The sequence below is a fragment of the Nodosilinea nodulosa PCC 7104 genome (assembly GCF_000309385.1).
Classification (GTDB): Bacteria; Cyanobacteriota; Cyanobacteriia; order Phormidesmidales; family Phormidesmidaceae; genus Nodosilinea; species Nodosilinea nodulosa.
Genome location: NZ_JH976537.1, coordinates 2,200,060 through 2,212,390 on the forward strand (window position 1 = coordinate 2,200,060; position 12,331 = coordinate 2,212,390).

General features: G+C 52.5%; 15 protein-coding genes and 1 pseudogene. 5 read left to right on the top strand and 11 right to left on the bottom strand.

The genetic code is table 11. The annotated features are described in order from the left end of the window. Positions 1-24: 24 nt before the first annotated feature. On the bottom strand, positions 25-1,944 hold the full coding sequence (locus LEPTO7104_RS0110075; protein WP_017298450.1) for a transglycosylase domain-containing protein: 1,920 nt from the start codon (positions 1,942-1,944) through the stop codon (positions 25-27). Positions 1,945-2,315: 371 nt separating this feature from the next. Between LEPTO7104_RS0110075 and tyrS the strand changes: the two genes are divergently transcribed. Next, positions 2,316-3,548 (top strand): tyrosine--tRNA ligase, encoded by a 1,233-nt coding sequence (gene tyrS, locus LEPTO7104_RS0110080; protein ID WP_017298451.1) that lies wholly within the window; start codon positions 2,316-2,318, stop codon positions 3,546-3,548. Between the two features lie 32 nt (positions 3,549-3,580). Here the strand turns inward: tyrS and LEPTO7104_RS33395 are convergent, their stop codons facing one another. Together LEPTO7104_RS33395 and rph are read right to left on the bottom strand one after the other, a co-directional pair. Further along, on the bottom strand, positions 3,581-4,324 hold the full coding sequence (locus LEPTO7104_RS33395) for a phycobilisome rod-core linker polypeptide (protein WP_017298452.1): 744 nt from the start codon (positions 4,322-4,324) through the stop codon (positions 3,581-3,583). Positions 4,325-4,746: 422 nt separating this feature from the next. Beyond that, complete coding sequence (gene rph, locus LEPTO7104_RS0110090) at positions 4,747-5,463, bottom strand: ribonuclease PH (RefSeq protein WP_017298453.1); 717 nt, start codon at positions 5,461-5,463, stop codon at positions 4,747-4,749. Between the two features lie 291 nt (positions 5,464-5,754). Here rph and LEPTO7104_RS0110095 point away from each other — a divergent pair, with 291 nt between their 5' ends. Continuing rightward, entirely contained in the window at positions 5,755-6,309 is a 555-nt protein-coding gene (locus LEPTO7104_RS0110095; RefSeq protein WP_017298454.1) for a P-loop NTPase family protein, read from the top strand. A gap of 105 nt (positions 6,310-6,414) precedes the next feature. After that, complete coding sequence (gene dcd / locus LEPTO7104_RS38115; RefSeq protein ID WP_017298455.1) at positions 6,415-6,996, top strand: dCTP deaminase; 582 nt, start codon at positions 6,415-6,417, stop codon at positions 6,994-6,996. A gap of 36 nt (positions 6,997-7,032) precedes the next feature. Here dcd and LEPTO7104_RS38120 read toward each other — a convergent pair whose 3' ends face one another. Then, entirely contained in the window at positions 7,033-7,764 is a 732-nt protein-coding gene (locus LEPTO7104_RS38120; protein WP_083887045.1) for a dCTP deaminase domain-containing protein, read from the bottom strand. A 237-nt stretch (positions 7,765-8,001) separates the two neighbouring features. Between LEPTO7104_RS38120 and LEPTO7104_RS33400 the strand changes: the two are divergent. Further along, positions 8,002-8,262, top strand: a pseudogene (locus LEPTO7104_RS33400) (dCTP deaminase); the annotation flags it as partial. Between the two features lie 140 nt (positions 8,263-8,402). On the opposite strand, the gene LEPTO7104_RS0110110 reads toward LEPTO7104_RS33400, so the two are convergent. Continuing rightward, positions 8,403-8,900, bottom strand: coding sequence for a DUF2165 family protein (locus tag LEPTO7104_RS0110110; RefSeq protein WP_017298457.1), 498 nt, complete (start codon positions 8,898-8,900; stop codon positions 8,403-8,405). Between the two features lie 59 nt (positions 8,901-8,959). On the opposite strand from LEPTO7104_RS0110110, the gene LEPTO7104_RS0110115 reads away from it, so the two are divergent. Then, positions 8,960-9,643, top strand: coding sequence for an N-acetylmannosamine-6-phosphate 2-epimerase (locus LEPTO7104_RS0110115; RefSeq protein ID WP_264308099.1), 684 nt, complete (start codon positions 8,960-8,962; stop codon positions 9,641-9,643). Positions 9,644-9,717: 74 nt separating this feature from the next. Here the strand turns inward: LEPTO7104_RS0110115 and LEPTO7104_RS38125 are convergent, their stop codons facing one another. The 6 genes from LEPTO7104_RS38125 to LEPTO7104_RS0110140 form a co-directional block, all read right to left on the bottom strand. Beyond that, the gene (locus LEPTO7104_RS38125) at positions 9,718-9,837 is read right to left on the bottom strand and encodes a photosystem II reaction center protein J (protein WP_071527210.1); all 120 of its coding nucleotides are present in this window, start codon (positions 9,835-9,837) and stop codon (positions 9,718-9,720) included. Positions 9,838-9,919: 82 nt separating this feature from the next. After that, a complete protein-coding gene (psbL, locus tag LEPTO7104_RS0110120) occupies positions 9,920-10,039 on the bottom strand; it encodes a photosystem II reaction center protein PsbL (RefSeq protein WP_017298459.1) in 120 nt (39 codons plus the stop codon). Positions 10,040-10,048: 9 nt separating this feature from the next. Then, positions 10,049-10,183 (bottom strand): cytochrome b559 subunit beta, encoded by a 135-nt coding sequence (gene psbF / locus LEPTO7104_RS0110125; protein WP_017298460.1) that lies wholly within the window; start codon positions 10,181-10,183, stop codon positions 10,049-10,051. A 31-nt stretch (positions 10,184-10,214) separates the two neighbouring features. Beyond that, a complete protein-coding gene (psbE, locus tag LEPTO7104_RS0110130; protein WP_017298461.1) occupies positions 10,215-10,463 on the bottom strand; it encodes a cytochrome b559 subunit alpha in 249 nt (82 codons plus the stop codon). A gap of 97 nt (positions 10,464-10,560) precedes the next feature. Continuing rightward, positions 10,561-11,565 (bottom strand): photosynthesis system II assembly factor Ycf48, encoded by a 1,005-nt coding sequence (locus tag LEPTO7104_RS0110135; protein ID WP_026072553.1) that lies wholly within the window; start codon positions 11,563-11,565, stop codon positions 10,561-10,563. 125 nt (positions 11,566-11,690) lie between these two features. After that, a complete protein-coding gene (locus LEPTO7104_RS0110140; protein ID WP_225887085.1) occupies positions 11,691-11,996 on the bottom strand; it encodes a rubredoxin in 306 nt (101 codons plus the stop codon). Positions 11,997-12,331: the final 335 nt, after the last annotated feature.

Consider the following 12,331-nt stretch of genomic DNA (forward strand, 5'->3'; position numbering starts at 1 on the left):
CCAACCTCTAGACAGCAGACCCATCTAAGGCTGGACAAACTCCGAAGGGCGTCTAAAGTTTTCTACCGGGACGTTTTCCAGGGCCTTGCGCATAAAGTCCCGCCAGACCGGGGCTGCATAGGTTCCCCCGGCAGCGCCAGAGCCCATCGGTGCATAGTTATCGTTACCAATCCACACGGCGGCGGCCAGCTGCGGCACATAACCCACAAACCAAACGTCTCGCTGGGAGTCAGTGGTGCCGGTCTTGCCTGCGGCAGGCCGACCAATCTGTGCATTTTTGCCGGTGCCCCGGGCAATCACCCCCTGCAGCACATCGGTGAGCGAGGCGGCGGCCCACGGGTCGAGCACTAGCTGCGGCTGAGGCGTGTTGTCAAGCAGCACATTACCGCTGCTGTCGCTCACCCGCACAATAAATGTAGGCTCAGAGTGCCACCCGTTGTTAGCAAAGGTGGCGTAGGCTCCGGCCATTTCCATCGGCGTCAGATCGACCGCCCCGAGGGGCAGCGAGGTGACCGGCTGCATTGGGCTCTTAATGCCCAGGGTGCGGCACAGCTCAATCACTTGGTTTACCCCCACCGCCTGCCCCAGCTTCACCGCAGGCACATTGCGCGACAGCTCCAGGGCCGTGCGAATGGGAATGTTGCCCATAAAGCTGCCATCGTAATTTCTAGGGGTGTAATAGCGATAGCCGTCGGGATAGCTCACCGGGGTATCGGCGATGCTGCTGTCGGGGGTATATCGTCCGGTTGCAAAGGCTACGTAATAGACAAAGGGCTTAAAGGAAGAGCCTGGCTGCCGATAGGCCTGCAGAACCCGGTTAAACTGGCTCTCTTGGTAGTTGACCCCGCCTACCATAGCCTTGACAAAGTGCGTGCGGGGGTCAATGGCCACCAGGGCCATCTGGTCGGCTACCCGTTTGAGCTGCTCATGGTGGCGTTGCACCGTCTCCTCAGCCATGTGCTGCATGTTGAGGTCCACGGTGGTTTGCACCCGCATGCCCCCTTTGAGCACCGCCTCGTTACCGAAGCGCTGTTTGAGCTCTTCCACCGCCGCCTCAGTAATGTAGGGAGAGATGCTGCTGCGAAATGAGGTGACTTCGCCCAGTAGGAGGGGAGCATTTCTGGCTTCCGTCTCTTCTTCCGGAGTAATCCAACCCAGCTGGCGCATGCGGTTGAGCACAACGGCCTGACGCTGCTTAGTCGCCTGGTAGTTATGGAAGGGGCTATAGCTCTCTGGGGCCTGAATCAGCCCTGCCATCATGGCCGCCTCGGGCAGGGTTAAATCCTTGGCCGACTTATTGAAATAGCTCTGGGCTGCGGTTTCTGCCCCATAGTTATTGTGTCCCCAATACACCTGGTTGAGGTACATCTCCAGAATTTCATCTTTGGTGAAAATCTGCTCGAGGCGTAAGGCCAGCACCGCCTCCGTCACTTTGCGGCTGACGGCACGCTCGGGAGTCAAAAATAAGTTTTTGACCAGCTGCATGGTGATGGTCGATCCTCCCTCCACCGTTGACCCGGCCGCTACGTTGGCCAGCAGCGCCCGCCCCACGCTGCTGGGGTTAATGCCATTGTGGGAATAAAAATAGCTGTCTTCCACCGCCAGCACGGCCCGCTTTAGGTTGGGAGAGATGTCGTCGAGATCGACAACTTTGCGGTTAGCCTCATCGTGGAGGCTATAGAGCAGGGTGCCGTTGATGTCGTAGATGTAGCTGGTTTCGCTGGGCACATAGTTGCGCAGCACTCGCACATCGGGCAGGTTGCGGAAGCTGATTGCCAGCCCCACTAGCCCGCCAGCCATGACAGAACTGGCGATCATGGTGGTGCCCAGTAGCGCTGCCGCCGCTACCTGCCCCACGTCTTGCACATACTTGAGTGCGTTGGGCGCTCGGCGCAGGGGCTGAGGCTGAGATCGACTTTTGCGGCGGATGGTGTTGGATGACACGTTGGCTATTTATTATAAGGCTGCTAAAGATGACAGGTATGGCATAACAGGGAGGCTGGAGGCTGCTTTTAAGTAGCTAGGCGCGCGTCGATAGGTAACGGTTAGGCCATTATAATGACCCTCTAGGCAAGTGAACCCTGTCGTTACTGCCCAGTGTGCCAAACCAGGTGGTAAAACGGCGATGGTTATAGGCCAGTCCAGGGGACTATCGCGGGCAAGCCTATCCTAGCCTTGCAGATGGTTATAAGGAGGAGCTAAAGATCAGTTTTGCCAAAATTCAGGCAGTGGCTTTGGCTTTCTAGCCCCGGGGACCGCTGCAATGCTTGTTTATCTTGCCTGTCTGCCTATCAATTCCGCCCGTACTCACTACCATGCTTCAGGTCAACCCCACTGTGCCGTCTGCCCAGTTCACCAGTATCTATCGGGGCCTTAGCGAGATTTTTCCCGATCAGCCCGACTCTAGCGATCCTGACCAAAATTTGGCTCAGCGGCTGCTACAGTGCGATCGCCCGCTGCGGGTCAAGCTGGGCATCGACCCCACGGGGGCGGAGATTCACCTGGGCCACAGCATTCCGGTGCGCAAGCTGCGCGCTTTTCAGGATGCTGGCCACACTGCGGTACTGATCATCGGTGACTTCACGGCCCGAATTGGCGACCCCACCGGCAAGTCAGAAGTGCGCCGCCAGCTGACTGAGGCAGATGTCAAAGCCAATGCTGAAACCTACCTTGACCAGGTGCGACCTATTCTCGATTTTGACACGCCCGGGCGGCTGGAAATTCGCTACAACTCTGAATGGCTGTCGGGTCTGGATTTAGGCAAAATCCTAGAGCTGCTGGGCACCATGACCGTGGGGCAAATGCTGGCCAAAGAAGGTTTCGCCGAGCGCTATGGCAAAGGCGATCCGGTGTTTCTTCACGAGTTTTTGTACCCTTTGATGCAGGGTTACGACTCTGTGGCCATTCGATCGGATGTGGAGCTGGGTGGCACAGACCAGAAATTTAATATTGCTGTGGGCCGCGACCTGCAGCGGCACTTTGGGCTCAGACCTCAGTTTGGACTGCTGATGCCCCTCTTGCTGGGCACTGACGGCAGCCAAAAAATGTCTAAATCCCTCGGCAACTACGTAGGGCTGCAGGACGATCCGCTCAGCATGTATTCGAAGCTTGAGAAAGTTCCCGATGCGCTGATTGGCGACTATTTTGAGCTGCTTACCCGCTTCGATCTCAGCACTTTGCCGGAAAATCCGCGCGATCGCCAAAAGCTTTTGGCCTTAGAAGTCACCCGCCAGTTCCATGGGGCGGCGGCGGCACAGCAGGCGCAGCAGGCCGCCATCAACCTGGTGCAGGGAACTGGCGAACCCGCTGCCGGGGTGCCTGAGTTTTCCCTGGCTGGGGTTAACTTCCCTGCCAAGTTTTTTTACCTGTTAGGGGCAACACACCTCTGTGCCAGCAGCAGCGAAGCCCGCCGCCAGATCCAGGGAGGGGCCGTTAAGCTAGACGGCGAAAAGGTTAGCGATCCTAACAAAGAGTTCACTAGCCCCGATGAGCTGGTAGGCAAAGTGGTGCAGGTAGGCAAAAAAAAGTTTGCTCGACTGGTGCTCTAGCCGAGGGCCATAGGGCAATGCCGGATGTCGCGCTAGTGGGCAGGCTGCATCAGAAGATGGCGCAGCTTGTCGCGATCGGCAGCGGACAGGGTAGAGGCAAATTTTTCTAAATCCTGCGGTCCCATGGTGCTGAGCACCTGATGCAGAGCCTCCAGCCCGGGGGTAGTTGCTGAAGTGGGGCCAGAGGTCTGAGCAGCGGGTAGACCACAGCTGCCGCCGTCACAGTTGAGGCGCAGATCGTGCCAGGTCATTGTTGGTACAATCCAGCCCCGTCGACCATGCAGTTCGTGGAGCAGAATATCAGTTTCCAAAAAGGTCTTGGGGGAGGGATAGCTTTCTTCGCTCCAGGCGTGAGGCACGGTAAAGCAGCCAAAATGCCTCAGATAGTCTTCTGAATCGAGCAGGGCGGTAATCATGGCCTTTACCCCGTGACGCATAAGAATGTCGCAGTAGTGGCGCATTTCTGTCTGTCCACCGGGGGCGCGACCAATAAAGTGCTTAAAACAAAGCTCAATAAATTTAGGATTTGAGGAGTTGTAGTAAAACTCATTGAGATATACCTCGGAGTGGCCCAACTCTCTCAAAAACCGCTTGACGCCAATTTTATTTCTTAAAAATTCTGCCTCACTTTTCGCCAGCTGCTTGCGCTCAAATCCATAGGGTTGTCGTTCTAAGACCTGAGCATAGATCTGACACAGGGCAGCCTGGCGCTCTTCCCCCGGAGACTGCCGACTGACTGTAATTTCTTTAACTGAGAACTCGTCTATAGACGTCATGGCAAACCTTCCTGCAAAAGAAAATATCAGCCATCCTGTGGCTTATGCTCAGGCTGCCCAGAGACAAATTCCGGTCTGTGATTTTGATGTTTTTCTTAACTAAAACAGCGGCATCTCTCTCCTGCCATGGTCGGATCCAATCGATGCCTAAGATTGTAGAAACAACGGTTCAGTTAAGAGCACAACGGGTCAGAACAGAGGGGGTTTTACCCCAGACAAGACGGTTTTAGTCGGTATAGCGCCATCCTGGGGAAACCTCGCCAGCTATGTTGGATATCCTCAGCCGTGCCTAAGTGCAGAAAACTCCCGTGATTGGTTCGCACCTCTTGATGGCCGGGCGCGATCGCGCAGCAGCAGCCAGAATCTTCCCCTCCCCTAGCTCCGAAGCCTTTAATTCCAGGAGCGATTAACCCTGACGCTCTCTACAAAAATACCGCCTGCTGGGCAGCCAGGAGTTGTTTAATGCCCAGTTCGCCAACCTCTAAAATCTGGTTCATCTGCTGACGGCTAAAGCTGCCCTCTTCGGCTGTGCCCTGCACCTCAATGATATTCAGGCTTTCATTCAGCACCACGTTGAAATCTACGGCGGCGGCTACATCTTCGTCGTACTGTAAATCCAGAAAGACGTCGTTTTCGATCAGGCCCACCGATACCGCTGCTACACCGTGCACTAGAGGTGAATCCGTCAGTACTCCCTGCTCTGTTAAGCGCCGTATGGCATCTCTCAGAGCTACGTAGCCACCGGTAATCGAGGCCGTGCGAGTACCCGCATCGGCCTGGATCACATCGGCATCCACTAGCAGAGTGCGCTCTCCCAGACAGTCAAAATCCAGGACCGATCGCAGGCTGCGCCCAATCAGACGCTGAATTTCTTGGGTCCGGCCCGATAGCTTCATCACTTCGCGGGGCTGCCGCTGGGGGGTAGCTCCAGGCAGCATACGATACTCCGCTGTAAGCCAGCCCCGGCCAGTGCCCTGCAAAAAACGGGGTACCCCCTCTTCTACCGAAACCGTGCAGAGCACCTGGGTATTGCCGCACCGAGTTAGCACAGACCCCGCCGCGAATGTCGTAAACTGTCGCTCAAAGCTCACGGGGCGCAGTTCGTGGGGTTGCCGACCGTCTGGACGTTGCCAAGCCATATAGGATGCCTAAATTGCCCTCCCTAGAATACAGCACGCGATCGCGACCGCCCTGGTCTTTCAATTTCTTTCCAGCTTTAGACGTTAGCTCCAACCAGCCGCAGCTCCATTGCAGTGCGTTAGTACTTAAAGAATGCATATAGGGTAATCTGTCGATTCATTCTGGGCAAATCACGCTATATTTAGCCCAGCTATCAAGGCTATCCCCAGTCTGTAGTCCGTTCCAAGCGGTTCTACTCAAGGGTGTAGCCGATAGATTCTCGCCCCTTTTTGCCTCTGCTGTAATAGCCCATGGTCTCTCAGCTCAAGCCCCTTTCCCTGGCACCGTCGCCGTCTTCCATTGTCCGTCATCCGCTCCTGCAAACAGTTGAAGGGACCGTACAGGTTTTCACGGCGGCCCACCGTAATTTTTTCACCAACGTTATGGCGCAGGCGCTGCGCATCGCCGACCAAGGGAAGGCCGTGCTGATTGTGCAGTTTCTCAAGGGTGGCATTCACCAGGGGCCGACCCAGCCTACGCAGTTTGGCCAAAACCTGGATTGGATTCGCGCCGATATGCCCCGCTGTGTCCATACCCCCGAGGTGGGTAATGACGAACGGGAGGCCATTAAGGATCTCTGGCTGCACACGAAGGCCGTCGTGGCGAGGGGCCGCTATGGCTTAGTTGTCCTAGACGAACTGAGTTTAGCGGTCAACTATGGCCTGATTCCGGCCCAGGATGTAGTGGATTTTCTTCAGCAGCGCCCCCCTCAGGTCGATGTCATTCTGACAGGTCCGGCTATGCCAGATCTATTGCTCACCGTTGCCGACCAGGTAACGGAGTTTCGCCGCCACGTCTTGCCCTGACCTTGGACTTAGAATATATACATCTATAGGCTTAGATTTCGTATATGGTGCTAAAGTCGTATTCTTGAATTTAAAGCTTCCCCATAGTTCTTTAGAGTGATAAAGATGTTGAAAAACGATAAATGGATTCTTGAAAAAGCTAAACATGGCATGATAGAACCCTTCGAAGAAAGCTTAGTACGTCATGTTGAAGATAGAAAAGTAGTTAGTTATGGCCTATCAAGCTATGGCTATGACTTGAGATTAGCACCTTCAGACTTTAGAGTCTTTAAGCACATACCTGGGACTGTTGTTAATCCTAAGAGGTTCAATCCGGCCAACCTTGAAGCAGTAGAGCTGCAATCGGATGAAGACGGATCTTTCTTTATCATTCCTGCCAATTCTTATGCGTTGGGTGTGTCTCTTGAAAGGCTTAAGATACCTTCCAATATAACAGTCATATGTATAGGAAAGTCTACAATGGCCCGCTGCGGGATTATCGCAAATATTACTCCCGCTGAAGCATCTTGGGAAGGATATCTAACTTTAGAATTTAGTAATGCTTCCAGTGCTGACTGTAGAATTTATGCTAATGAGGGTGTTTTACAACTTTTGTTTTTAGAAGGGGAGCCTTGCCAAACGACTTATGCAGACCGTTTTGGCAAGTATCAAGACCAGCCTCAGTTTGTGACTCTTGCTAAAGTTTAAGCATTTACCATTTATGTTGATTGCAGCTTTACCACCTTAAGGCAAGGGCTGTTTTTGCTGAGGCTGACTCGGAGCAGTAGGTAATTGGGATGGTGTCGATTGCTGTGTTTTCTGAAACTGCTGTACAAGAACTGCAATATTTGCAAAAGTTGCTAGTAGAGTAACTACTGTCAGTAATACGTTCAAGAAGGTTGATCGCCTTTCTCCAAAATCAACGAGCTTTGCCCAAAACGTTTGTGATCCCGTCGTTGGCTGTTTTTGTTCAGGTTTATCGTATGGAATTACACCTTTGCCAACTTCAATAACATAAAGAGAACAAAATTTGTCCCCTCTTTTTAGTGATACAGGTTTCTTCCCAAGATTGAAGAGAGTCACAAGCAAAAAGCCATCATAACCGGGATCAATTTTTGACGAAGTATTTGATATTCCTTTTTGCAAGAGTTTCACTTTTGGTACGATATGCCCGAATCTAGTTTCTGGAAAGTTAACCGATTCCATTGTTTCAATAATAACTGATGAATTTGGATCTAAGATAAATTCTTCTTTATCTTTCAAGGGCAAACCAATAGCGTGCTTGTCTAGCTTGTATGAATTGCCAATTCTTAAGTCATAAGAAGCGTTGCCTGATTCAGTATCAGTAAGCTGATCAATGTCGAGGTTCCTTATGCAAATCATAAATCCTGTAGAACCACCTGATTCACGATATTCCGTAGGCGTTGTAACGACTGTTCTGTATTCACCCTGTAATACAAACGGAATTAAACTCATGTTCGAATTATTAACCCAATATATTCGTTGCTATCTAAAGTATCCCTGAAGAGAATCGAATTCAGCTATTCTCTTAATTAATTTCTAAGCAGATATTGTCGGTTTTAGAGTTATCCCCGACGATCCTGGCGATATGTCCATAAGGTGAAAGCCTTGCAGAGTAATGGTTAAGAGAGTTCGGTGTATATAGTCTCTATGTCTTACGGGCTGCCATGTAGAAAACTTTTCTTACATAACAACATCAGCGTGATTTGCATCGGCAAATCGACCTATGCCCGCTGCGGCATTATTGCCAACCTCACCCCCGCCGAAGCCGGTTGGCGGGGGCACCTCACCCTGGAATTCTCAAACTCCTCTAGCGCCGACTGCCGCATCTATGCCGCAGAAGGAGTGGTTCAGCTCATCTTCTTTGAGGGTGAACCCTGTCAGGTGAGCTACGAAACCCGCCGCGGCAAGTACCAGGATCAAGCTGAACAGGTTACCCTGGCTCGGATTTAGGCTGGCTTACATTTAAACCATAGCGGAGCATAGACTCACTAATGCCGCTGGGCAAAAATCCAGGCCACCGCCTGCCCCGCCTGCGGTCAACAAACGGATGCCGTAGTCTGCCAGCCTACTGCTTCAACCCATTTGTCCACTCAAACCGATAGATCGCCATCGGTCAGGCTGAGATAGAGCAGCACAAAGCCTACGCAGCCAATAAAGCGGAACGCGGGTTGCTGCCCATTCCAGTCGGCGGACTGCCACATGGTGAACCACTCACCGGCTATCACCATAAAGCCCACAAACCAAAATAGAAAGGCCAGGGTCAAACCACAGATGGCCGTAGCTTTAGCTTGGTTAAAGGCTGCACCACTGCCGCCTATGTTTTGCATCAACCTCACAGTGCCCGCTAAGCAAAGCATCGCGATCGCAAATTCTGTAGCAATAATCGCTCCGTAGGTCGCCCTTTGCAAGGTCGGAGAAGCGACAGCACGCCAGGTTAACTGGCTATCTGCCAATACGGTATCCATGCTCAGCACGTGTTGGATATATCTAAAGTTGGCGCTGTAGTCGGTCAAATTGTTGAGCACAATGACCAGCGCCAGCAGGCCAATCGAGGCAACCAGCAGGGTTTTTGAGATCCGCACCGCCATAGAATTAAGCAATATAGGTCAACGCTCGGGTGAGCACTACTATAGGAGCAATCTCTCCATTGAAGACTATTCTGGAAACGTTACGGGGGGGCTTGGTGGTCTCCTGCCAGGCTCCCACTGACTCGCCTTTACACAAACCAGAGGTGATCGCGGCGATCGCTGAAGCAAGCCTCAATCGCGGGGCTGTAGGGGTCCGTATCGACACTCCTAGCCATATTCAGGCCGTGCGATCGCGCTGTAATCACCCCATTATCGGCCTATGGAAGCAGGTTATTCCGCCTTCTTCGGTGTACATCACCCCCCAGTTTCACCACGCTGAGGCCGTAGCTCAAGCTGGCAGCGACATTATTGCCGTCGATGCCACCCAACGCCGCCGCCCCAATGGTGAAACGCTGGCCCAAATCATTCAGCGCATTCACGACCATCTAGGCAAAACTGTTATGGCTGACGTCGACACCCTCGACAATGCCTTGCGGGCCGTGGAGGCCGGAGCAGATTGCGTCGCTACTACCCTCTACGGCTATACCGAAGAAACGCAGGGCCAAACACCACCAGGGTTTGAGCTGCTCAAGGCCATGGTGGCCCAATGTCCTCTCCCGGTTGTCTGTGAAGGAGGCATTGCCTCACCAGCCCAGGCTCACTATGCCCTTACCCTTGGCGCTTACGCTGTTGTTGTCGGCACTGCCATCACCGGCATTGACAGTCTGGTGACGGGTTATCTCAACACCCTTAACCAGTCCTAAAAAACCAAAAGCTAGGGCAAGCAAAGTTTAACCTGCTTGCCCTAACCCCTAAAATATTGACGCTGTGGCAGAAGCTACATCGCTGAACCGACGCCAGCATAGGCCCCATAGAAAAACAGGCCTACTACGACCAGCACGCCGGTGCCGGCTACAGTTGCCACAATCCACAACGGAATCCGTCCACTCTGAAGCATAACCTCAACCTCCTACTAATCTGGTAAATGACTCAACACAGCCTAAGCAAACGGCTAACGCCGCCTCGACAAAACGCCCAGCTTAGTTAAAGAAGTAGCTAGAAAACAGCAGACCCAGCACAAAAATCATTAGCAGACCCAGAAATAGGGACGTGCGGTTTAGTTCGACGGGCTGCTTATTAGGATTTGGAGTACGTTCCATGGATTTCTTTTATCGTTGGATAAACTGCATTGCCGCGATCGCCCCCAGGAAAAACACGCTGGGCACCCCTAGGGTATGGACAGCCAGCCAGCGTACGGTGAAGATCGGATAAGTGACCTGCTCGTTAGGAGAATTGCTTTGCATAGGTAAAATCAAACGTTGGAATACTAAAGAGTCATCGATTCGAAAACATGTCGATCTGATCTTTCGCATCAAAGCGATCGCTCACAATCGGCAGCTGCATCTGATTGTCGGGATAGTAATCATTCGGTCGGGGGGTGCCAAAGGCATCGTAAGCCAAGCCAGTGCTGACAAACAGCCATCCAGCAATAAACAGCATTGGGATGGTGATGCTGTGGATAATCCAGTATCGAATGCTGGTTACGATATCGCCAAAGGGGCGTTCCCCTGTAGAACCTGCCATATCAACGTCTCCTCTCTGAACACGAAGAATCTAACTTAATCATAGAGAACACCGGAAACCCTAACAAGCTATTTCTGAGAAGTTCCCTCAACTTTTCCTAGGCGGACTCAGGGTGATACTTGAGGATAGTGCCCTGCTGACCCAGGATAAAGCCCCGATCAGGACTCACAAACTTAACCCTGTAGAAGTTAGACGGCACGTCCGCAACCGATTTATCCTTAAACCAAGTTGTGCCGCCATCAAAGCTACACAGCAAGTTGCCGCCGCCGCCAGTCACCCAAACCTCGTTAGCGGTACGAAACGCCATATCGAGCAGCCCCCAACTCGTCCCAAACTCTGGGCTAAGAGCCTCAGTGAAGTCATCCGAAGCTCGCGAGTTGGAGAACCTAAGCTGACCGCCTCGGGCGATCGCCCAGAGCTTACCACCCCAATCAAAGCCCATATTTTGCAGGCGCCTAGAATTCTGGCGATTGTGGGGAATCCACTGATCTTGTCCCATCGCCCACGTAGAGTAAAAGTTACCCCGCGACGACACGGCTACGTACCGCCCGTCATCAGAGCGCACCATATTTCGAACAACTCCGACTGCTCCCTGCACCAGAGCCTTCCATGTACGCCCACCGTCTTCTGTGCGATAGATAGCGCCAATGTCAGTCGCCATCTCAACCGACTTAGGCCCTATAGCAGTTACCAGGAAAGGCGCTCCCGGCAGTTCCTTACTCAGGGGCACATTCTCCCAGGTCTTTCCACCGTCTCCTGTGTGCAAAAGCACTGATGGAATACCGGCAACCCAGCCTTCATTCCCCGCAAAATCGACAGAGGTAAAGGTATAGGGCTGATCGCCTAGGGATAGCTCTCTCACTTCCCAAGTATCACCGCCATCCAGGCTTTCTAGCAGTGTATTGCGACTGCCCACAATCCAGCCGTGGCTGGGATCTTCAGTAAACGCAACATCAGACAAGGTAGATTCAACCGGAACTTGGATAGTTTCCCAGGGATGCACATCTGCGTCCGCCAGAAAATAACCAGAACAACCGGTAGCTAGAGTTATGGCCACCAGTACCACCAGTCCTCGTTTTAACCAGTTAAACGCAGCATGCATAAGTAACTCGAACCCGTACTCGTTAAACAACAACTAAAGCCACAATACGCCGATTGGGATACGTTCAGCCTATCTTTACTGGCCATACCCGCCCAGGGCAGCCCACGACTGACCCGCTGGATGTATCACTTCAGGCCATAAAGGCTAATGAAAAACAGAAAGCCCAGGGCTAAAGCGCTAAAAATTAAAATGTTCTTCTGTCCCGGCGTTAGGCGGTTGACACCTAAGCCGTAGTTCAAATTTTCCTTAAAACCAGAGGGCGAACCAGCCGGACCAATATTGCTAAACTGCTTCTTTGGAGCGCTACACACCGGACAGCGCCAGTTCAAAGGAAGATCTTCAAAGGCCACTCCAACAGGAATCTTCCCTTGGCTGTCACCCTTGGCAGGTTCGTAGGAGTAACCGCAAGCCCGACATTCATAGCGATCCATGTCTTGGGGAGAGATTACAACAGCCTCAGCAGAAGCTTCAGCTACCCCTGACGGTTCATCAAAACCGGCAGCATCCATAGGCTCTGCCGAGTTAGCCGTAGGCTCAGATTCAATGCTCATAAGACTTAGGCACCTCGAAATCCAGCAAAAGCAAGGGAAAACAGCGCAACCCTTGGTCACCAGTAGGTCTGCAACCCATCGGGTAGCTGACTCACTGTTGTAAACAATTATGACATGGTTAGCTCCTCACTCTCATCTGGCTTCTCGCAAAACCTGCGCAAGTAGTCGTCTGTATCGTATGTATAAGGATGTATAAAGACTGATCCCTCCCCGTA

Coding starts and splice junctions, on each gene's coding strand:
- LEPTO7104_RS0110140 (WP_225887085.1), bottom strand. CDS start 11,996: ATGGATCGCTATGAATGTCGGGCTTGCGGTTACTCCTACGAACCTGCC.
- LEPTO7104_RS0110135 (WP_026072553.1), bottom strand. CDS start 11,565: ATGCATGCTGCGTTTAACTGGTTAAAACGAGGACTGGTGGTACTGGTG.
- LEPTO7104_RS38120 (WP_083887045.1), bottom strand. CDS start 7,764: ATGAGTTTAATTCCGTTTGTATTACAGGGTGAATACAGAACAGTCGTT.
- LEPTO7104_RS0110110 (WP_017298457.1), bottom strand. CDS start 8,900: ATGGCGGTGCGGATCTCAAAAACCCTGCTGGTTGCCTCGATTGGCCTG.
- rph (WP_017298453.1), bottom strand. CDS start 5,463: ATGGCTTGGCAACGTCCAGACGGTCGGCAACCCCACGAACTGCGCCCC.
- LEPTO7104_RS38125 (WP_071527210.1), bottom strand. CDS start 9,837: ATGCTTCAGAGTGGACGGATTCCGTTGTGGATTGTGGCAACTGTAGCC.
- psbF (WP_017298460.1), bottom strand. CDS start 10,183: ATGCAAAGCAATTCTCCTAACGAGCAGGTCACTTATCCGATCTTCACC.
- dcd (WP_017298455.1), top strand. CDS start 6,415: ATGTTGAAAAACGATAAATGGATTCTTGAAAAAGCTAAACATGGCATG.
- tyrS (WP_017298451.1), top strand. CDS start 2,316: ATGCTTCAGGTCAACCCCACTGTGCCGTCTGCCCAGTTCACCAGTATC.
- psbL (WP_017298459.1), bottom strand. CDS start 10,039: ATGGAACGTACTCCAAATCCTAATAAGCAGCCCGTCGAACTAAACCGC.
- psbE (WP_017298461.1), bottom strand. CDS start 10,463: ATGGCAGGTTCTACAGGGGAACGCCCCTTTGGCGATATCGTAACCAGC.
- LEPTO7104_RS0110095 (WP_017298454.1), top strand. CDS start 5,755: ATGGTCTCTCAGCTCAAGCCCCTTTCCCTGGCACCGTCGCCGTCTTCC.
- LEPTO7104_RS33395 (WP_017298452.1), bottom strand. CDS start 4,324: ATGACGTCTATAGACGAGTTCTCAGTTAAAGAAATTACAGTCAGTCGG.